Source organism: Pseudarthrobacter sp. YAF2 (genome assembly GCF_052113345.1).
In the GTDB taxonomy this organism is placed as follows: Bacteria; Actinomycetota; Actinomycetes; order Actinomycetales; family Micrococcaceae; genus Arthrobacter.
This window is the reverse complement of record NZ_JBFRDA010000019.1, coordinates 20,931-40,719: the sequence shown is the minus strand read 5'-3', so window position 1 is coordinate 40,719 and position 19,789 is coordinate 20,931. Positions and strand designations below refer to the sequence as shown.

Here is a 19,789-nt window from a genome sequence, read left to right as displayed (position 1 = left end):
GCTCTATCTTCCCATCCTGCCCGGCGGTACGTCGCCAGGACGCGGTTGTGCCGCCGGCGGAACCGGCGGCACAACATCTCGGGTTTCAGGCCTGGGCGTCGCGGATAGCGCGGTTGACGGCCGAAATAACGGCCTTGAGCGATGACATGCTGGTGTTGGCGTCGATGCCGGCACCCCACAGGACCCGCTCCCCCACAGCACACTCAACGTATGCGGCGGCCATGGCGTTGCCGCCTTCGGACAGTGCGTGTTCGCTGTAGTCCAGCACCCGGACATCCACGCCGTCTTCATGCAGGATGTTCAACAGGGCGGCGATCGGACCGTTGCCGGTGCCGGTGCGCCGGACCTGGGAGCCATCAATGGTGAGCGAGGCGTGCAGCGTCATGCCGCCGTCGTCGCCTGTTTCTGTCTTGACGGCACCCAGCGAGTAGCGCCCCCACTGCCCCTCAGCCTGGCCGGAGGGCAGGTACTCGTCCTGGAAGATCTGCCAGAGCTGCGCACCGCTGACCTCGCCGCCGACGGTGTCGGTGCGGCGCTGGATGACGCCGGAGAACTCGATCTGGGCGCGGCGCGGCAAGTCCAGGCTGTGCTCATTCTTGAGCAGGTAGGCCACGCCGCCCTTGCCGGACTGGGAGTTGACGCGGATCACGGCTTCATAACTGCGGCCCAGGTCCTTGGGGTCCACCGGCAGGTACGGTACCTGCCAGGTGAAGTCGTCCACGGCTTTGCCGGCTGCAGCGGCATCCCGCTCGAGGGCTTCGAAGCCCTTCTTGATGGCATCCTGGTGGGACCCGGAGAACGCGGTGAAGACCAGATCGCCGCCGTAGGGCGAACGCTCCGGGACGGGCAACTGGTTGCAGTACTCCACGGTCCGGCGGACGTCGTCGATGTTGGAGAAATCAATCATGGGGTCGATTCCCTGGACGAACAGGTTCAGGCCCAGGGTAACCAGGTCCACGTTGCCGGTGCGTTCACCGTTGCCGAAGAGGCAGCCCTCGATACGGTCTGCGCCGGCCATGTACCCAAGCTCAGCGGCTGCAACACCGGTGCCGCGGTCGTTATGCGGATGCAGGGACAGGATGATGCCCTCGCGGGGGTGCAGGTGGCGGCTCATCCACTCGATGGAGTCGGCATAGACATTCGGCGTGGCCATTTCCACCGTGGCGGGGAGGTTGATGATCACCTGGCGGTCTGCGGAGGCTTCGAAGACATCGGCGACGGCGTTGCAAACCCGCACCGCGTACTCCAGTTCGGTCCCCGTGAAGGATTCCGGGGAGTACTCGTAGGTGACGTGCGTGTCCGCGAGCGTTTCCTCGTACTTCTTGCACAGCCGGGCGCCCTGGAGTGCGATGTCCAGGATGCCGTCCTCGTCCTGGTTGAAAACGACGCGGCGCTGCAGCACTGAGGTGGAGTTGTAGAGGTGGACGATCGCCTGCTTGGCGCCCACCAAGGATTCGTAGGTCCGTTCGATCAGGTGTTCCCGGGCCTGGGTCAGTACCTGGATGGTGACGTCGTCCGGAATATGGTTGCCCTCGATGAGCTGGCGGACGAAATCGAAGTCCGTCTGGGAGGCGGACGGGAAACCGACCTCGATTTCCTTGTAGCCCATGCGGACCAGCAGGTCGAACATCTTCATCTTGCGGGCCGGGCTCATGGGATCGATCAGGGCCTGGTTGCCATCGCGGAGATCGACTGCGCACCAGCGCGGGGCCTTGGTGATCACCTTGTCCGGCCAGGTGCGGTCCGGCAGTTCGACCTTGATCTGGTCCTGGAAAGGGGTGTACCGGTGGGCAGGCATTCCTGAGGGCTTTTGTGCGTTACGCATGACGTTCGTGGCCTTTTCTATCGATCTTCAGTGAAAGGGTGGCCGGGCAACACAAACTCCGCAGCGAGGGTGGGCCGTGCGCTAGATAGCGTCTGTGGCCTCGCCGCGGCAGCTAAGGAGAAGGAGCTCTGCACGCACTCTTTGAGGGTAACACGGGTGCGTAAGATGAAAGGGCACTACCGTCCGTAAAGTCCAGCATGCAGACGCCTCCGGTGTTCGCCCGGCAGCGGCGTCGCAGCAAAAAGGAGTTTCAGTGCCCATTTCGGGGATCGATCTGTCCACCATTGATCACACAGTCCGGCCGCAGGATGACCTTTACCAACACGTGAACGGTGCCTGGCTGAAAGCCACCGAGATTCCCGACGACCGGCCCCTGGAAGGTACGTTCACCGCCCTCCGCGACGGGTCAGAGATCGCCGTCCGGGACATCATCGAAGAAGCGGCAGCCAAAGGGGCGGACGCAACGGGAATCGAGCGGAAGATTGGCGACCTCTACAACAGCTTCATGGACGAGGCGACAGTTGATGGCAAGGGCATGGAACCGGTCAGGGGCCGGCTGGCTGAGGTTTTTGCCACCGGATCAGCCGAAGAATTCATTGCGCTGGCGGGCCGGCTTTTCCGCGCCGACGTCGGCGGGCTCTTCTACATCTACCCTGCACCGGATGCGGGAAATCCGGACCGGGTCCTGCTCTACACGGGCCAGGGCGGCCTGGGCCTGCCCGACGAGTCGTACTACCGCGAAGAAAAGTTCGCCCCCATCGTTTCGGCATACACGGGCCACGTGGAGAAGATCTTCGAGCTGGCCGGAGTGCCTGATCCGAACGGTGCCGCTGCCCGGGTGGTCCAGCTGGAAACGAAACTTGCGGCGCACCACTGGGACAACGTCACCCTCCGGGATCCGCAAAAGACCTACAACCTGAAGACGGCAGATGAAGCCGCTGCGCTCTTCCCGCTCCTGGCCACCTGGTTCGAGGCAGCCGGCATTGAGCCTGCCAAGCGCGCCGAGATCGTAGTGAGCACCCCTGACTTCTTTGCGGGGGCCGCTGCGCTCCTGGACGAAGTGCCGTTGTCCACGTGGCAGGAGTGGCTGGCGATGCGGGTCGTCAGCGCTGCCGCGCCGTACCTGTCCTCGGAGTTCGTGGACGCCAACTTCGCCTTTTACGGCACCACCATCAGCGGCACACCGCGCAACAAGGACCGCTGGAAGCGGGGCGTGGCCGTAGTGGAGTCCGGGCTGGGTGAGGCGGTGGGCCAGATCTACGTGGCGCGGCACTTCCCCGAAACCCATAAGGCCCGGATGCAGACCCTGGTGGCGAACCTCACCGAGGCCTACCGCCGGAGCATCAACGACGTTGACTGGATGGGCGAAGACACCAAAGCCGAGGCCCTCCGCAAGCTTGCTGCCTTCCGTGCCAAGATCGGCTACCCGGACGAGTGGATCGACTACTCTGCCGTGGAGATCAGGCCCGATGACCTGCTGGGCAACGTGGAGCGCGCCCATAACGCCGACGTCGACCGGCACCTGGACGAGGTGGGCAAACCGGTGGACCGCAACAAGTGGCTGATGACACCGCAGACGGTCAACGCCTACTACCACCCCATGATGAACGAAATTGTGTTCCCCGCAGCCATCCTGCAGCCGCCGTTCTTTACGGCCGACGCCAACGACGCCGTCAACTACGGCGGCATCGGTGCTGTGATCGGACACGAGATTGGCCACGGCTTCGATGACCAGGGCTCTCAGTTCGATGGCAGTGGGGCGCTCCGCAACTGGTGGACCGACCAGGACCGGCAGGCTTTCGAGGCCCTGACGGCCCGCCTCGTGGCGCAGTATGACGCCTTGTCACCCACCGCCGCGCCGGGGCACCACGTCAACGGCCGGCTCACGCTGGGCGAGAACATCGGCGACCTCGCAGGCCTCACCATCGCCTACAAGGCATACCTGATCAGCCTGGACGGCAAAGAACCCGAAGTCCTGGACGGCCTGACCGGGCAACAACGCTTCTTCGCGTCCTGGGCCGCCGGTTGGCGCCAGGTGATCCGGCAGGAGGAGGCCATCCGGCGCTTGGCAACGGACCCGCACTCCCCCAACGAGTTCCGCACCAACGCCATTGCGAAGAACCTTGATTCATTCCATGAGGCATTCGACGTGACGGAGGCGGACGGCATGTGGATGCCCGCCGCCGAACGCGTCAGCATCTGGTAGCGTCCAAGCAATAATTCGGGCAAAAAGCAGGCCCCGACGGTACCGGCGGGGCCTGCTTTGTCGTTACGGGCGCCTTGGCCGGGGCCGGGCAAGGCTTTGCCTGCTACTGCCGGACGATCAGCGCAGGGTTTGCCTGCTGGCAGACCTTGTCCCCTGCGGTCTGGTTGACGATGTCCGACGGCAGCGCGGGCGCCCCGGCCCCGAAGGCAGTACCGGTGGTGAAGTCGCTGCCCACGTAGACCTGCACGCCCTGGATTGCCGCAAGCGGGATCATCTGTTCGGCGGGAATTCCGAGCAGGGCCGCGACGTCTGTGGCGACATCCGCGAAATTGGGCCCGTAGTACACGGCAGTCTTTGCCACCGGTTGGGCCTGGAACTGCGATGTTCCGGCAAAGCCGCCGTTCACCAGGACCTGGACAAGCTCCTGGGCCCGGCCGGGGACGCCGCTGCCATTGGCCACGGTTACAGGCTGGACTGCCTTGTTGTATGGCGGGACCGGTGCCACTGTCCCGGTCGGCGAGGGCGTCGGCGTCGGCGACTCACCGGGCGGCGGCGTGGTGGTGGGTGCCGTCGGATCTGTCAGGTCAACATTCTTCCGGAGTGCGGAGAAAAGCTGGGCGCCCGCAGGTTCGGCGATGACCAGGCGGTTGGGGTCGGTGGGTGCGGGCGTGGTGGGCACGGCGACGAACGCCACCTTGCTGATGTCGATGTTCTTCAGCCGGTTGCCGATGGTGAGGAGGGCCGGGATGGAGGCCAGCCCATCATCGACGGTGAGGTTCTGGGTGACGACGTCGGCGATCTTGAGCATCTTGGCGGGGTCGGACAGCGTCCCCTCGTCCTTGATCTTGCGGGTCAGCGAGGACAGAAATCCCTGCTGGGCCTTGATCCGGCCCAGATCGCCGCCGTCGGCGAACGCGTGGCGGGTGCGGAGGTAGGAAAGTGCCATCTCACCTTGGACGGCGGAAGTCCCCGCGGGCAGGCGAAGCCCAGAGTCGGGGTCGAAGACGGCGTCGCTGATGCATACGTCCACGCCGCCAACGGCGTTGGAGAGTTCCTTGACGGCGTTGAAGTCCGCCATCATGAAGTGGTCCACCTGCATGCCGGTCAGCTTGTTGACGGTATCCACGGCGCAGCCGATGCCGGCTTCGCCCATGGCCTCATTGATCATCACGCCGCGGCGGGCGGGATAAACCTTGTTGGTTTTCCGGTCCGTGCACTGCGGGATGTCCACCAGGAGATCGCGGGGAAAGCTGATCACGTTGACGCGCTTGTTGTCCTCGGATATATCCATCAGCATCATGACGTCCGATTTGCCGTAGCCGGTGGAATCGTCCGTGGTTCCGTACTGGGAGTTCTTCCCGTCACGGGTGTCCGACCCGAGGATCAGGATCTGCATCCGGCCCGTGGCATCGTTGGCGGGCGACTCGGTGCCGCCGCCGCCGGCGTTCAACGGGGCCTTGGAAATGTTGCCCTGCAGCCGGAAGAACCAGAAGCCGGCGAAAGCGATCCCGGCTACCAGGACGACTGCCACCACGCTGGTGAGGACCTTCAGCCACAGAGGCATGGTGCTGAGCGGGCCCAGGTGGCGGGGCGCCCCTGCGGCACCGCCGGCCGCGTGGCGGGATACCGGTCCCGCTCCGGCTGCCAAGTCAGCCTCGTTGTCGCGTTTGTCGCGGCCTCGACCCACGTGGTGAACCTTCCTCTTAATACAAAATCCGGTCCATTTTAGTGGTCCAGTCTGGAGATATGGCGGGACGGCTCCGTTGGGCGCCCTGCTGTCGGGTCAGAAACCCAGTTTGACCAGCTGCTTCGGGTCGCGCTGCCAGTCCTTGGCAACCTTGACGTGGAGGTCCAGGTAGATGCGCGTCCCCAGGAGGGCTTCGATACCCTTGCGCGCGTTGGTTCCCACTTCACGCAAGCGGCTGCCGCCCTTGCCGATAATGATGGCCTTCTGGGAGGGACGCTCCACATAGAGGTTGACCCGGACATCCAGCAACGGGTTGTCGTCCGGACGATCCTCCCGGGGGACGATCTCTTCGACCACAACCGCCAAGGAGTGGGGAAGCTCGTCACGGACGCCTTCCAGCGCCGCCTCGCGGATCAGTTCGGCCACCATGACGGCCTCTGGCTCGTCCGTCAGCTCGCCGTCCGGGTACAGCGGCGGCGACGGCGGCATATGGCTGATCAGCACGTCGGCCACGGTTTCCACCTGGAAACCGTCGGTGGCAGATACGGGAACGATGTCTTTCCAGCCCTCCTCCCCCATCACCTCGCGGCCAAGGGCCGCGACGGCGAGGAGTTGCTCGGTCAGGGCCTGCTTGTCAACCAGGTCGGCTTTGGTGACGATGGCGATGACGGGTATACGCCCGACGGCGGCAAGCTGGTTGGCGATGAACTTGTCACCGGGGCCGATCTTCTCGTTGGCCGGCAGGCAGAACCCGATGGCGTCAACTTCGGCGAGGGTGTCGGCGACGAGGTCGTTAAGGCGTTTGCCGAGCAGGGTGCGGGGCCGGTGCAGTCCAGGGGTGTCCACGAGGATCAGCTGGGCGTCCTCACGGTGCACGATGCCCCTGATGGTATGCCGCGTGGTCTGGGGTTTGGCCGACGTGATGGCCACTTTCTTACCCACCAGCGCGTTGGTCAGCGTGGACTTGCCGGCATTCGGCCTGCCGACGAGGACCGAAAACCCCGCGCGGAAGCCGCCGAAATCGTCCGCGGCCGCATCCTTATTTTTCTTGCTCACGTGGAACTCCCTGCTGGGTTGATTCGGCCTCTTCCAGGAGGCCTTCAAAGTCAGTCTCTACTCTTGGTACGGGCGCCGCAATGATGTGGCTGACCCTGTTGCGCCGGCCTTCCAGCCTTTCTGCGCGCAGGGACACTCCCTGCACTTCCACGCTGCTGCCTACGATCGGGACCCGGCCAAGTGCTTTGGCCAGCAAGCCACCGACGGTGTCCACTTCGTCGTCGTCGAGCTCCAGGTCGAAAAGTTCGCCGAGGTCGTCGATGCCCATCCTGGCGCTGACGCGGTAGGAGCCATCACCCAGCGCCACGGCTTCGGCACTCTCGGTGTCGTATTCGTCCACGATCTCGCCCACGATTTCCTCGATCAGGTCCTCCAGCGTGACCAGGCCGGCGGTGCCGCCGTACTCGTCGATCACGATCGCAACGTGGGTGGATTCCTTCTGCAGTTCGCGCAGGAGGTCGCTGACGGGTTTTGACTCCGGCACGTACCGCACTTCCCGGGCCAGCGCCTCAACCAGGGGTGGTTCGTCACCGGCGTCCAGCTGATGGATGACGGCTGCAACGTCCTTGAGGTAGATGATGCCCAGGATGTGGTCAGTGTTTTCGCTGATCACCGGAATGCGTGAGTAGCCGGAACGGAGGAACAGTGACATCGCCTGGTGGAGGCTGGAGCCGGCGTCGATGCTGACGATGTCTGTCCGCGGCACCATTACGGCCCGGACCAGGGTGTCTCCGAAGTCGAAGACCGACTGGATCATCTCCGCCTCGGTGTCCTCGATCATGTCGGATTCGCTGGCCCGGTCCAACAGCTCACGGAATTCCTGCTCACTGAAGAAGGCGTCGTCCCCGCCCGGCGCTCCGGGGGCAGCCGAGCTGCCCAGAGCCACGAGCCAGCCGGGAATGGGTCCCAGCACACTGGTGAGGAACCGGACCATGGGGGCAGTGAAGCGCACCACGGTTGTGGAGTGCAGCCTGCCCAGCTGCCGGGGTGAGACACCAACGATCACGAAGCCAAGCACGGCCATGATGCCGGTGGCCACCAGGCCGGCCAGCCATACGTTGTCCAAAAGGCTGACAACCAGGACGGCGACAGCCACGGCGGAGGCCATCTCGAACCAGACCCGCCAAAACCGAAGGGCCCGGGTGTGGGCCACCGGCTCGGCGAGGATACGGCGCATGGCTGTGCCACGGCTCCTGTGCAGTGCCGATTCCGCATCGTGCCGGGGAAGGAAACTGAAGGCGGCCTCGGCCGCTGTCAGCACGGCCGCGACGGCAAGGAATACCAGTGCCACCGCGACCAGGAGCAGTTGCGTCACTGGGTTGTCTCGGCGGGTGCTTCTTTGCCGGTGAAACCGGTCAGGAGTTCGCGCTGCAGGCCGAACATCTCGGCCTTTTCCTCCGGTTCCGCATGGTCGTAGCCCAGCAGGTGCAGGATTCCGTGGGTGGTCAGGAGCAGCATTTCGTCCTGGAGTGAATGCCCGGCATTCTTGGCCTGGACCTTTGCCACCTGCGGGCAGATTGCGATGTCCCCCAGCATGCCCTGGGGCGTGGGGCGGCCCGGGGTTCCCGGCGTGAGTTCGTCCATGGGAACGGAGAGGACGTCCGTGGCACCGGGCTCGTCCATCAGCTCGATGTGCAGCTTTTCCATGGCCGGTTCATCCACCAGGAGGATGGACAGCTCGGCTTGGGGATGGATGTAGAGCTGTTCAAAGATGTACCGCGACAACGCAATGAGTTCGGCTTCCCCGACGTCGACGCCGGACTCGTTGTTCACCTCGATGCTCACGCGTGTTCCCCCCGCTTGTCCCTGTTGACTGAGTGTTTGACACGGTTCCGCTGGACTTCGTCCCAGATGCTGTAGGCGTTGACGATGTCCCCCACCAGCCGGTGCCGCACGACGTCGGCGGCGTCCAGGACCGAGAAGTTCACGTCCTCAATGCCCTGCAGGATCTCCTCCACGATCCGCAGCCCTGAACGCGTCCCGAACGGCAGGTCCACCTGGGTGACGTCTCCGGTGACCACCATCTTGGACCCGAACCCGAGGCGGGTGAGGAACATCTTCATCTGTTCCGGCGTGGTGTTCTGGGCCTCATCGAGGATGATGAAGGCGTCATTGAGGGTCCGGCCGCGCATGTAGGCCAGTGGTGCCACCTCGATGGTGCCCGCGGCCATCAACCGCGGGATGGACTCGGGATCCATCATGTCGTGCAGGGCATCGTAGAGCGGGCGGAGGTAGGGATCGATCTTGTCGCTCAGCGTTCCGGGCAGGAACCCGAGGCGCTCCCCTGCCTCGACCGCGGGGCGGGTGAGGATGATCCGGCTGACCTCTTTTTGCTGCAGGGCCTGGACGGCTTTGGCCATAGCCAGGTAGGTCTTGCCGGTGCCGGCCGGCCCGATCCCGAAAATCACCGTGTTGGCGTCGATCGCGTCCACGTAGTTCTTCTGGTTCAGCGTTTTGGGCCGGATGGTCCTGCCGCGGCTCGAGAGGATGTCATGCGTGAGCACGTCCACGGGGTTCTGCAGTGACTGGGTGCGCAGGAGCGCCACCAGCTGCTGGAGCACCGCGGGGGTGATCACCGTGCCCCGGGCCACCAGGCCACGGACCTCCTGGAGGAGCCGCATGATCCGGGGGACGTCGCTGGCAGGCCCGCTGATGGAGAGCTCATTGCCGCGGACGTGGAAGTTGACGTCCGGGAACTGGACTTCGATGAACCGCAACGCCTCATCGTGGCTGCCAAGTGATTGAACCATCTGGTCCGAGTTCTCGAACAGGACAACTTCGGTCCGGATGCCCGGCAGGGAGTGGGGAAATTCCCCGGGGCTGCCGTCGCCTGTATTGAGCCGGCGCTTACCATTTGCTGATTCAGTCATGGTGCTGGCCCGCAGGCCTGTGGTCCCCTCGAAATTCTTCATCCAGTTTTTCCGTGCCGGAAAGGGGCGCCCGTTGCACGGTGCTCCTTGCCCAGCGATCCCTTCATCTTACGCCAGCGGGAGCCGCCGACGGATACGCCGGGTCCCTGCCTATAGCCGCGGGTACGGCCGTTAGGTATCAACTTCATATCGGCCTCATATCGTTCCCGTTGCAGTTGGGCCGTGACGGCCAAAGAACGGCTGTGGGGCCGTACCCCTGTGTAATGCTGGAAATCCAGCAGCTGCTGGAACTCCAGGCCGCCAGGGGATCGGCCCGCCACGCCAGGAAAGGACTAGGGCAGGACAGTGCCGGAAACCTCTGTGCCCAAAAGGGCAGGCCGAACGAAGGGCCGCTTGCGCCCGGCTGTCCTGGCAGGAGTCCTGGTGCTTGTTCCCGTCCTTGCGGGCTGCACCGCCGAGGGCGGCCCGTCCCCCACCGGCACCCTCGCATCTGTCCCGGCGACTGGCGGGACCATGCCGGACGCACCTTCCACCAGCGCCCCGCTGGAAACCACGCAGTCCTCCAACAAGGCACCCGTGTACTGGATCGGCCGCAGCGGCGGCAACATCTTCCTGTACCGCGAATTCCGCGACGTCCCCGAGCAGGACAACCCGGTCACCCGCGCGTTGCGCGCCATGATGTCGGAGAAGCCGCTCGACCCCGACTTCTTCACGCCGTGGCAGAATCCGGACAAGCTGGCCACATCGATTTCAGGCAAAGACGTCATCACGGTGGACGTTTCGGCTGACGCCTTCAACAGCAACCTCGACGCCGACATGGCTGCGCGCGCCATCCAGCAACTGATTTACACGGCCACGGCCGCCGCCGCCAGTTCGGGGCTGATCGACACCAGCCAGCAGGTCCGGGTCCGGATCCTCGTGGACGGGCACACCGACTACGTCGCGTTCGGCAAGATCCAGTTGGGCGCCCTGATGACGCGCGCCGCCGGCCTGGTGGCACCGGTCTGGATCATCGATCCGCAGGAGAACACCGAGGTCCCCGGCGGCAGCGTGAAGATCACTGGCCGGAGCACCTCACCCGGAGCAAAACTTCACTGGCAAATCCTGCAGGTGGCGGACAACGGTGCCGGCAAGACACCCTTCCTGAGCGGCGAAACGACCGCAGCTGCGGAACAGGGCCAGGCAGGCGCCTTCACGCTGGCCCTGAACCTGCCGGCCGGTGACTACGAGCTCCATGTAGCGCAGGCCGGCTCCGGCGGAGAGCCGGACCGGAACGAGGACACACGGTCCTTCAAGGTGCGGTAGTCCAGCGCCCCAGGATGTCGCTGGCCAGCACGACGGCGGCCGGGCCGGCGGTGGAGGACCGCAGGACGTGGTGTCCCAGCAGGGCCGTCACGGCACCGTTATCGCAGAGTTTCGTCACCTCGCGGGGGCTGATGCCGCCTTCGGGGCCGACAATCAGCAGGACCTCGCGGGGCCCGGCACCCGTGCTCCCCTGCCACGCTTCAAGAACAGCCCGCAGGGGCCTTACGGCGTCTTCGTGCAGGATGACGGCCAGGTCCGCGGCCGCCACGGCGGCGCACAGCCCGGACGTTTCGACGGCGGCCCGGACCTCGGGGATCCAGGCGCGGCGCGCCTGCTTGGCGGCGGCGGCAACGGCCGACTGCCATTTGGCGTGGGCCCGGGCGGCCCGGTCCCCCTTCCAGCGGACAATGGAGCGTTCGGACTGCCAGGGTATGACCGCATCGATGCCCAGTTCCGTCGCTGTCTCAATGGCCAGTTCGTCCCGGTCGCCCTTGGCCAGTGCCTGTGCCAGCACCAGCCGGACCTCGGGCCTGTCTTCCGCCGCCACGGTCCCGCACTCCACCTCAAGCATAGAGGAGGACGCCGTTGCCACCTTGCCGGTCATGCGGATGCCGGCTCCGTCGACTATGTCCACTGCCTCCCCCGGCGACAAGCGCTTGACGGTGACGGCGTGCCGGGCTTCGGGGCCCTCCAGGACAAAGACCTGTCCGGCAGCCAGGCCGTCAAGTGAGCCGGGGCTGGTGAAAAATACGGGGTTGCTCACCGCTACAGGTTACCGAGCCGGTCCCGGAGCTTGGCGAACATGCCGCCGCTGGCAGCGAGCTTTCCCTCCGTGATCTGTTCCCCGCGGAGCTTGGCGAGCTGGCGCAGCAGGTCCTCCTGCGCGGCGTCGAGTTTGGCGGGAGTGTCGACCTGGAGGTGGACCTTCAGGTCACCGCGCCCGTAGCCCCGCAGATGAGTGACGCCCAGCCCGCGCAGGGTGATGATCTCCCCAGACTGGGTACCGGGTTTGACGTCGATTTCCTGGCTGCCGTCGAAGGTTTCCAGGCTGACGTCAGTGCCGAGGGCGGCCGCGGTCATGGGAATGTGCAGGGTGGCGTGCAGGTCGTCGCCTTCCCGGACGTACGTGGCGTCGTTGTTGACCCGGATCTCCACATAGAGGTCGCCGGCGGGTCCACCGGCGGGACCCGCTTCGCCCTGCCCGGAGAGCTGGATGCGTGTGCCGGTGGCAACGCCGGCCGGGACCTTAATGGTCAGCGACCGGCGGCTGCGGATGCGGCCCTGGCCGCTGCATTCGTTGCAGGGATCCTTGATCACCGTGCCGAACCCTTCGCAGGTGCCGCACGGGGCCGCCGTCATGACCTGGCCCAGGATGGAGCGGACGGCCCGCTGGACCTGGCCGCTGCCGCCGCAGATATCGCAACGCTCCGGGTGGGTGCCGGGGCGGCAGCATGATCCCTCGCACGTGGGACAGACAACGGCGGTGTCCACTTCGAGCTTCTTGTTGACGCCAAAGACGGCATCGCGAAGGTCGATCCGGACACTGATGAGTGCGTCCTGTCCCCTGCGCACCCGGGACGCCGGACCGGACGTGCCGCCGGCGCCGAAGAAGGTATCGAAAATGTCCTGGAACGCGAATCCCTGGCCTGCGTAGCCGGCGCCGCCGAAGCCGTTGTCCGTTCCGTTCTCGTTGCCGGTGGTGTCATAGATGCGGCGCTTTTGGGGGTCGGAAAGGACCTCATAGGCGTGAGTGACTGCCTTGAAGCGTTCCGACGCGTCCGCTCCCGGGTTTACGTCCGGGTGCAGGGTGCGGGCCAGCTTGCGGTAGGCCTTTTTGATCTCTTCGCCCGTAGCTTCGGGTGAGACTCCAAGGACGTCATAGTGGCTGCTCAAAGTTGTATCTCTTCCTTGTTGTACTGCGTGCAGTTGGGCCCGGTCTCCGGTCTTGCAGCCGAAGGTGCTCCGGCAGCGGAGGGTCAGGGCCCCAAAATCCTGGAAAGGTAGCGTGCCACGGCCCTGACGGCGGCCATGGTCGTGGGGTAATCCATCCGTGTGGGGCCAAGGATCCCTACCTTCGCGGCGCTGTCAGGGCCATAGGCGGTGGCCACAACGGAAGCCTCGGCGAGGCCGTCGTAAGGGTTCTCCCTTCCGATGCTAACTGCCACACCGCGGTGGTCCTGGGCCATTTCGCTCAACAGCCGCAGCATCACCACCTGCTCCTCGAGTGCTTCGAGCACCGGCCCGATGCTGAGTGGGAAGTCTACGTTGGATCGGGCCAGGTTGGCCGTTCCGGCCATGACCATCCTGTCTTCCCGGCTGCTCTGGGCCAAAACCTCGAGCCCGAGCGCCAGCGCGTGCGCGGCCTGGCGCTGAGGGTGCGGCGCAGCAGCCACGACGGCCGGCAGCGCCTGGGCGAGGTGGCTCAGTGCGGTGCCGCCCAGGGCTCCGAGGAACCTGGTCCGCAGCTCAGCGAGTCCTTCATCACCGAGGTCCTGGCCGACGTCGATAACCCGCTGCTCCACCTTGCCGCTGTTGGCAATAAGCACCACCAGGACTTTGCGCGGGGCCAACAGCACGAACTCGATGTGGCGGACAAGGGCCCTGCTCAGGTGCGGGTACTGGACCACGGCCACCTGGTTGGTCAGCTGCGACAGCAGCCGGACGGTGCGTTCCAGGACGTCGTCAAGGTCATCCGCGCCCTCCAGGAGCGACTGGATGGCACGGCGCTCGGCCGCCGACAGGGGCTTGACCGCTGAGATTTGGTCCACGAACAGGCGGTAGCCCTTGTCCGTGGGAATACGCCCTGCGCTGGTGTGCGGAGCGGTGATCAGGCCCTCATCTTCCAGCGCCGCCATGTCATTGCGGATGGTGGCGCTGGAAACGCCGAGATGATGCCGTTCCACCAGCGCCTTTGAACCAACGGGCTCGCGGGAGTGGACGTAGTCCTCCACGATCGCCCGCAGCACTTCCAGTTTGCGTGGCTCGCTCACTCTCCACCTCCATCCACGGTCCGGGGCGCGCACCCCGTCCGGCGCCGCCCCAGGGTTAGCACTCGACATGCCTCAGTGCTAACAGTCTATTATGCCTCGACCCGTTGTTAGCATTGGTACCGCTCCGGGCGAAACTCCGGAGGTGAGGACCTAACGCGAGGCGGATCGAATCCATGGACTACCAGAACTGGGGCCCCCGCGGGATCTCCGCCCCGGCCCGGACCGAACTGCCCGAGGTCCCCGTGGAGCGCGGCATGGTGCTTGAGGAAGTCCAATCCGGCTGGGTGGGAGCTGTCACCCGGGTGGAGAAATCGGGCGGCATGCACGTGGTGGCCCTGGAGGACCGCCGCGGAAAGTCGCGTTCCTTCCGGCTTGGCTTCGGGTTCCTCCTGGAGGGCCAGCCCATCCGGCTGATGCCGCCGGCACCGGCCCCGGCTGCTTCCGGCCCCGCCGCCGGACGGACCGCCTCCGGGTCGGTACGGGTCGCCGGGCAGCGGGCCCAGGTGGCAAAGGCCAGCCGGATCTGGGTGGAAGGCAAGCATGACGCCGAACTCGTGGAGAAGGTGTGGGGAGACGACCTTCGGGTCGAAGGCATCGTCGTCGAGCCCCTGCACGGAATCGACGACCTCACCGCCGCCGTGGCGGACTTCAGGCCAGGGCCGGGGAGGCGACTTGGGGTGCTGGTGGACCACCTCGTGCCCGATTCCAAGGAATCGCGCATCGCCGAGGCCGTGATGGCGTCCCCGGGCGCGGCCGGAAATGTCCTCATTGTCGGCCACCCCTACGTCGACGTGTGGCAGGCCATCCGGCCCGCGGTACTGGGCATCCCGCAGTGGCCGGCGATTCCCCGCGGGCAGGACTGGAAGACGGGCATCCTGAAAGCCTTTGGCTGGCCGCACGCAACAAAGGAGGATATTGGGCTGGGGTGGCAGAAACTCCTGGGAGCCGTGCGCACCTACGCCGACCTGGAACCATCGCTGCTGGGACGGGTTGAGGAAGTGATCGATTTTCTTACCGCGCCCTGACGGCCGCCCCCGGTCCGCGACCAAGTATTCTGGATAGTGCGATGCCTGATTTTGGCAGCGTTGCACCAAGTCCTTATTTGTAGTCAGCACCACTTGCACCCAGAAGGAAACAGACTGTGGCAGAAAACGCACGTGATCACAGGGACGGCCAAGGCCGTTCCGAGTACCATGGCGTCCCCGCCAATGCGCTGCCGCTCACGGCCAGCGAAGACCGCCAATGGGCCACGCTGGCCCACTTCGGCGGGATCCTGGGGTGCATTCCGTCCCTGCTGATCTACCTGATCTTCCGGGACCGCGGACCTTTTACCGCGCAGGAGTCAAAGGAAGCGCTGAACTTCAGCCTGCCGCCTACCATCGCCGCGGTGCTGGCCAACATCCTGGTGTTCATTCCGTACGTGGGAAACATCTTCGCCGTCATCGCCACGCTGATCTGGGTGGCGCTGACCTGCTTCTCGGTGGCCGCGGGGATCCACGTCAACCGGGGCCAGCCGCACCGCTACCCGTACAACCTGCGCTGGATCAAATAACGTTAGTCGGGCAGGATACGGCGGACCACGGCGTCAGCCAGGAGGCGGCCCTTCAGCGTGAGGACCAGCCGTCCGTGAAATGCCGGGGCCGGTTCCACCAGGCCATCCGCGATCAGGCCAGCCACTTGATGGCGTCCCAGGGCGCTCAGCGTCGAGACTTCAAGCCCGGACTGCAGGCGCGCCTCCAGCATCACCCGCTCCAGCCTCCTGGTATCCGGGTCCAGGGTTTCCCGGCCCGCCGCCGGGGAAAGGCCCTGCGACAGCCGGGTCGCGTACGCCGCAGGGTGCTTGACGTTCCACCAGCGCACCCCGCCGACATGTGAGTGTGCGCCGGGGCCAATCCCCCACCAGTCATCGCCCCGCCAATAGGCCAGGTTATGGCGGCAGGCCTGCTCCGGGGTCCGTGCCCAGTTGCTGACCTCGTACCAGCCGAGCCCGGCTGCGGTGATCAGCTGGTCGGCGAGCTCGTACTTGTCGGCGTGGTCGTCGTCGTCTATTCCGGGGACCTCGCCGCGCCGCATCTGCGCGGCGAGCTTGGTACCGTCCTCGACGATCAGCGCATAGGCGCTGATGTGGTCGGGCTCATAGGACAACGCTGTTTCGAGGGAATACCGCCAGTCCGCAAGCGATTCGCCGGGCGTGCCGTAGATCAGGTCCAGGCTGACGGCAAGTCCGGCCTCCCGCGCCCACTGGACAACCTGCGGAACCCGGCTCGGTGTGTGGGTTCGGTCAAGGACCTTCAACACGTGCGGGACGGCGGACTGCATGCCGAACGAGACCCGCGAGAAACCGGCATCCTTGAGGATGGCAAGGGATTCAGGCGTGACCGAGTCGGGATTGGCCTCGGTGGTGACTTCCGCGCCGTCTTCGATTCCCCACTGGTCGATGGAGGTACGCAGGATCAAGGCGAGGTCGTCGGCCGGCAGGAGCGTGGGGGTTCCGCCGCCGAAGAAGACGGTGCTGAGCTTGCGCGCCGGGATGCCGGAACGCTGCAGTACCTGCGCGGCCAGCGCCACTTCCGAGACCGCCGTGCCCGCGTAGGCATCCTGGGATGCGCCGCCGCCGAGTTCCGTGGCCGTATACGTGTTGAAGTCGCAGTACCCGCAGCGCACAGCACAGAACGGTATGTGGACGTACAAGCCGAACGCCCGGTCCGCCGCACCGTCTGCTGCCTGTGCGGGCAGCAGACCGTCCGACGGCGCCGGGTCGCCAAAGGGAAGAACGCTGGGCATCAGCGGGTCCCCCGCTGCGCGGTGGTCACTTCTTCTTGGCCTTGTCCTTTGATTCGTCCGTGGTGAGCGCGGCGATGAACGCTTCCTGCGGAACTTCCACAGTGCCCACCATCTTCATGCGCTTCTTGCCTTCTTTTTGCTTCTCCAGCAGCTTGCGCTTGCGCGAGATGTCGCCGCCGTAGCACTTCGCCAGCACGTCCTTGCGGATGGCGCGGATGCTTTCGCGGGCGATGATCCTGGAACCGATGGCTGCCTGGATGGGCACTTCGAACTGCTGCCGCGGGATGAGTTCGCGCAGCTTGCCGGTCATCATCACGCCGTAGGCGTAGGCCTTGTCCTTGTGCGTGATGGCGCTGAAGGCATCCACCTGTTCGCCCTGGAGCATGATGTCGACCTTCACCAGGTCGGCTGCCTGCTCGCCGTCGGCCTTCCAGTCCAGGGAACCGTAGCCCCGGGTCTTGGACTTGAGGATGTCGAAGAAGTCGAACACGATCTCTGCCAACGGGAGGCGATACCGGATTTCCACCCGGTCCTCGGACAGGTAGTCCATCCCGCCCAGGACGCCGCGCCGGGCCTGGCACAGTTCCATGATGGCGCCCACGAATTCGTTGGGAGCCAGGATGGTGGCGGACACCATGGGTTCACGCACCTCGGCGACCTTGCCGGTGGGGTACTCGCTGGGATTGGTGACCTGGACCACCTTCTTGTCCTCCAGGGTGACCTCGTACTCAACGTTCGGCGCGGTGGAAATGAGGGCCAGGTTGTATTCGCGTTCCAGGCGTTCGCGGGTGATCTCCAGGTGCAGGAGACCCAGGAAGCCGACGCGGAAACCGAAGCCCAGCGCCGCGGAGGTTTCCGGCTCGTACACCAGGGCGGCGTCGTTGAGCATGAGCTTTTCGAGGGCGTCACGGAGTACCGGATAATCGGCCCCGTCCAGTGGATACAGGCCGGAGAACACCATGGGCTTGGCGTCGGCGTAACCGGGCAGTGACACGGTGGCCGGCTTGGCCAGGTTGGTGACGGTGTCGCCCACCTTGGATTGACGCACATCCTTCACGCCGGTGATCAAGTAACCTACTTCACCGACGCCGAGGCCCTTTGACGGTGTGGGTTCCGGGGAGCTGACACCGATTTCCAGCAACTCGTGCGAGGCCCTGGTGGACATCATCTGGATGCGCTCACGGGGGTGGAGCATGCCGTCCACGACGCGAACATAGGTAACAACACCCCGGTAGGTGTCATAGACGGAGTCGAAAATCATGGCACGGGCCGGTGCGTCGGGGTCGCCCTTCGGGGCGGGCAGGTCGCGGACGATCTTGTCCAGGAGCGCCTCAACGCCGACGCCGGTCTTTCCGGATACACGCAGGACGTCCTCCGGGTCGCCACCGATGAGGTTGGCCAATTCGGCTGCATACTTCTCCGGCTGCGCTGCCGGAAGGTCGATCTTGTTCAGCACCGGGATGATGGTGAGGTTGTTCTCCATGGCCAGGTAGAGGTTGGCAAGCGTCTGCGCCTCGATACCCTGGGCCGCGTCCACCAGGAGGATCGCACCCTCGCAGGCGGCCAGGGACCTGGACACCTCGTAGGTGAAGTCCACGTGGCCCGGCGTGTCGATCATGTTCAGCGCATAGCTGACGCCGTCCACTTCCCACGGCATCCGCACGGCCTGGGACTTGATGGTGATGCCGCGCTCACGCTCGATGTCCATCCGGTCCAAGTACTGGGCCTTCATGTCGCGTGCCTGGACAACCCCGGTGGACTGCAGCATCCGGTCAGCCAGCGTGGACTTTCCGTGATCAATATGCGCGATGATGCAAAAGTTCCGAATGATTGCCGGATCTGTCGCGGCGGGCACCGGTGCGGTGCGGGCCATGGGAGACACGCAGGGTCCTTACTGTTGGCATTGTTTGCAGCCACCCGGCAGGCACCCCAAAGGTGCCAAGCGGTTTGACCGCACATCTTGAATATCCAGTGTCCCACGTCCCGGGCCGCGGTACCGCATCCCACCCGCCACAGCGGGGGCATCCCGCCGGCCGCGTACGGCGTTAGGGTTTCAGGATGGCTATCGATCTCCGCTCCCTGGGTGACGCCGTCCGCAGCGGCCTGCGCATGCTGAAATTGCGACGCACCCCCGAGTCCGTGTCCGGGTCCTCCTATCCGGGTGATTTCACCGGCCGGGCCGCCGTGCGCTACGCACCCCGGCCCGACGGCGACCCGGATCCTGGCGAGGTGGTGTGGACCTGGGTCCCCTACGAGGAGGACTACAGCAGGGGGAAAGACCGGCCCGTGCTGCTGGTGGGACACAACGGGAAGTACCTCCTGGGGCTGATGATGACCAGCCGGGACCGGGTGGCTCCGAGCTCGGCCTCCGACGTTTACGTGGACCTTGGATCCGGCGCCTGGGACAAGCAGGGCAGGGCAAGCGAGGTCCGGCTGGACAGGGTCCTGCAAATCCGGCCGGACAGTGTCCGGCGCGAGGGGGCCGTCCTGGACAAGGTGCGGTTCGAGAAGGTGGCATCGGGGCTTCGACGCCGGCACGGCTGGACATAGTCGCCGGAAATGGCCAGTCCCGGCCCTGACCTGCTATTCTTTATTGCTGTGTGTCCGTGCAGGTCGACGGTCACTGATGGCTGGCCGCCATAGGTATCCCCACGCCGCTCAGTCAAGGCCAGCCTGAAAGCCCTCTAGACCATTTCCGCATTACAAAGAGAGTTCACACGTGGCGAATATCAAGTCCCAGAAGAAGCGCATCCTGACCAATGAGAAGGCACGCCTGCGCAACAACGCAGTCAAGTCTGAGCTGAAGACGGCCATCCGCGCCGTCAACACCGCTGTTGAGTCCTCTGACAAGGACGCTGCTACTACTGCGCTCGTTACTGCCAGCCGTAAGCTGGACAAGGCTGTCAGCAAGGGTGTTCTGCACAAGAACAACGCAGCGAACCGCAAGTCGGCGATCTCCAAGAAGGTCAACGCACTCTAAGGTTTCCAGTTCCCACGAACTGATGGTGTGGCCGGTACCGCAAGGTACCGGCCACACGCTTTTAAGCCGTGCCCAAAACAGCCGCC

At 65.1% G+C, this 19,789-nt stretch carries 17 protein-coding genes; 6 read left to right on the top strand and 11 right to left on the bottom strand.

The window, feature by feature from the left end; genetic code table 11:
* Positions 1–85 precede the first annotated feature (85 nt).
* Positions 86–1,825 carry a 2-isopropylmalate synthase gene (leuA, locus tag AB4Y79_RS18090; protein WP_441864746.1) on the bottom strand — a complete coding sequence of 580 codons (1,740 nt, stop codon included), beginning with the start codon at positions 1,823–1,825 and terminating at the stop codon, positions 86–88.
* Positions 1,826–2,078: 253 nt separating this feature from the next.
* On the opposite strand from leuA, the gene AB4Y79_RS18085 reads away from it, so the two are divergent.
* Complete coding sequence (locus tag AB4Y79_RS18085; RefSeq protein WP_441864743.1) at positions 2,079–4,031, top strand: M13 family metallopeptidase; 1,953 nt, start codon at positions 2,079–2,081, stop codon at positions 4,029–4,031.
* A 103-nt stretch (positions 4,032–4,134) separates the two neighbouring features.
* Here the strand turns inward: AB4Y79_RS18085 and AB4Y79_RS18080 are convergent, their stop codons facing one another.
* The 5 genes from AB4Y79_RS18080 to AB4Y79_RS18060 all read right to left on the bottom strand — a co-directional run bounded on the left by AB4Y79_RS18080 (position 4,135) and on the right by AB4Y79_RS18060 (position 9,644).
* Positions 4,135–5,718 (bottom strand): LCP family protein, encoded by a 1,584-nt coding sequence (locus tag AB4Y79_RS18080; RefSeq protein WP_441864741.1) that lies wholly within the window; start codon positions 5,716–5,718, stop codon positions 4,135–4,137.
* A 96-nt stretch (positions 5,719–5,814) separates the two neighbouring features.
* Positions 5,815–6,774, bottom strand: coding sequence for a GTPase Era (era, locus tag AB4Y79_RS18075; protein WP_308930910.1), 960 nt, complete (start codon positions 6,772–6,774; stop codon positions 5,815–5,817).
* Positions 6,758–8,089, bottom strand: a complete 1,332-nt coding sequence (locus AB4Y79_RS18070) for a hemolysin family protein (RefSeq protein WP_441864738.1) — start codon at positions 8,087–8,089, stop codon at positions 6,758–6,760. Before AB4Y79_RS18070 ends, era begins: the two co-directional genes overlap by 17 nt.
* Positions 8,086–8,559 (bottom strand): rRNA maturation RNase YbeY, encoded by a 474-nt coding sequence (ybeY, locus tag AB4Y79_RS18065; protein ID WP_308930908.1) that lies wholly within the window; start codon positions 8,557–8,559, stop codon positions 8,086–8,088. The genes AB4Y79_RS18070 and ybeY overlap by 4 nt, the downstream gene beginning before the upstream one ends.
* Positions 8,556–9,644: a PhoH family protein gene (locus AB4Y79_RS18060; RefSeq protein ID WP_441864945.1), complete on the bottom strand. Its 1,089-nt coding sequence runs from the start codon at positions 9,642–9,644 to the stop codon at positions 8,556–8,558. Before AB4Y79_RS18060 ends, ybeY begins: the two co-directional genes overlap by 4 nt.
* Before the next feature lie 345 nt (positions 9,645–9,989).
* Here AB4Y79_RS18060 and AB4Y79_RS18055 point away from each other — a divergent pair, with 345 nt between their 5' ends.
* On the top strand, positions 9,990–10,949 hold the full coding sequence (locus AB4Y79_RS18055) for a GerMN domain-containing protein (protein WP_441864735.1): 960 nt from the start codon (positions 9,990–9,992) through the stop codon (positions 10,947–10,949).
* Here the strand turns inward: AB4Y79_RS18055 and AB4Y79_RS18050 are convergent.
* The 3 genes from AB4Y79_RS18050 to hrcA all read right to left on the bottom strand — a co-directional run bounded on the left by AB4Y79_RS18050 (position 10,936) and on the right by hrcA (position 13,939).
* Positions 10,936–11,712 carry a 16S rRNA (uracil(1498)-N(3))-methyltransferase gene (locus AB4Y79_RS18050; RefSeq protein WP_441864732.1) on the bottom strand — a complete coding sequence of 259 codons (777 nt, stop codon included), beginning with the start codon at positions 11,710–11,712 and terminating at the stop codon, positions 10,936–10,938. The genes AB4Y79_RS18055 and AB4Y79_RS18050 overlap by 14 nt on opposite strands.
* Positions 11,713–11,714: 2 nt before the next feature.
* Positions 11,715–12,842, bottom strand: coding sequence for a molecular chaperone DnaJ (gene dnaJ, locus AB4Y79_RS18045; protein WP_441864729.1), 1,128 nt, complete (start codon positions 12,840–12,842; stop codon positions 11,715–11,717).
* A gap of 83 nt (positions 12,843–12,925) precedes the next feature.
* Positions 12,926–13,939, bottom strand: coding sequence for a heat-inducible transcriptional repressor HrcA (hrcA, locus tag AB4Y79_RS18040; protein WP_441864726.1), 1,014 nt, complete (start codon positions 13,937–13,939; stop codon positions 12,926–12,928).
* A gap of 173 nt (positions 13,940–14,112) precedes the next feature.
* Between hrcA and AB4Y79_RS18035 the strand changes: the two genes are divergently transcribed.
* Both AB4Y79_RS18035 and AB4Y79_RS18030 read left to right on the top strand, forming a co-directional pair.
* Positions 14,113–14,964: a DUF3097 domain-containing protein gene (locus AB4Y79_RS18035; RefSeq protein WP_441864723.1), complete on the top strand. Its 852-nt coding sequence runs from the start codon at positions 14,113–14,115 to the stop codon at positions 14,962–14,964.
* Between the two features lie 116 nt (positions 14,965–15,080).
* Positions 15,081–15,491, top strand: coding sequence for a DUF4870 domain-containing protein (locus tag AB4Y79_RS18030; RefSeq protein ID WP_018761396.1), 411 nt, complete (start codon positions 15,081–15,083; stop codon positions 15,489–15,491).
* Between the two features lie 2 nt (positions 15,492–15,493).
* On the opposite strand, the gene hemW is transcribed toward AB4Y79_RS18030, so the two are convergent.
* Positions 15,494–16,723 (bottom strand): radical SAM family heme chaperone HemW, encoded by a 1,230-nt coding sequence (gene hemW / locus AB4Y79_RS18025; RefSeq protein WP_441864719.1) that lies wholly within the window; start codon positions 16,721–16,723, stop codon positions 15,494–15,496.
* Between the two features lie 25 nt (positions 16,724–16,748).
* Positions 16,749–18,605 (bottom strand): translation elongation factor 4, encoded by a 1,857-nt coding sequence (lepA, locus tag AB4Y79_RS18020; protein ID WP_441864716.1) that lies wholly within the window; start codon positions 18,603–18,605, stop codon positions 16,749–16,751.
* A gap of 176 nt (positions 18,606–18,781) precedes the next feature.
* On the opposite strand from lepA, the gene AB4Y79_RS18015 reads away from it, so the two are divergent.
* Together AB4Y79_RS18015 and rpsT are read left to right on the top strand one after the other, a co-directional pair.
* Entirely contained in the window at positions 18,782–19,273 is a 492-nt protein-coding gene (locus AB4Y79_RS18015; protein WP_441864713.1) for a type II toxin-antitoxin system PemK/MazF family toxin, read from the top strand.
* A gap of 169 nt (positions 19,274–19,442) precedes the next feature.
* Complete coding sequence (rpsT, locus tag AB4Y79_RS18010; RefSeq protein ID WP_308930898.1) at positions 19,443–19,703, top strand: 30S ribosomal protein S20; 261 nt, start codon at positions 19,443–19,445, stop codon at positions 19,701–19,703.
* Positions 19,704–19,789: the final 86 nt, after the last annotated feature.

Excerpts from the sequence above, each read along its gene's own strand:
- AB4Y79_RS18015 (WP_441864713.1), top strand. The coding sequence starts at position 18,782 with ATGGCTATCGATCTCCGCTCCCTGGGTGACGCCGTCCGCAGCGGCCTG.
- hemW (WP_441864719.1), bottom strand. The coding sequence starts at position 16,723 with ATGCCCAGCGTTCTTCCCTTTGGCGACCCGGCGCCGTCGGACGGTCTG.
- AB4Y79_RS18035 (WP_441864723.1), top strand. The coding sequence starts at position 14,113 with ATGGACTACCAGAACTGGGGCCCCCGCGGGATCTCCGCCCCGGCCCGG.
- leuA (WP_441864746.1), bottom strand. The coding sequence starts at position 1,825 with ATGCGTAACGCACAAAAGCCCTCAGGAATGCCTGCCCACCGGTACACC.
- AB4Y79_RS18060 (WP_441864945.1), bottom strand. The coding sequence starts at position 9,644 with ATGACTGAATCAGCAAATGGTAAGCGCCGGCTCAATACAGGCGACGGC.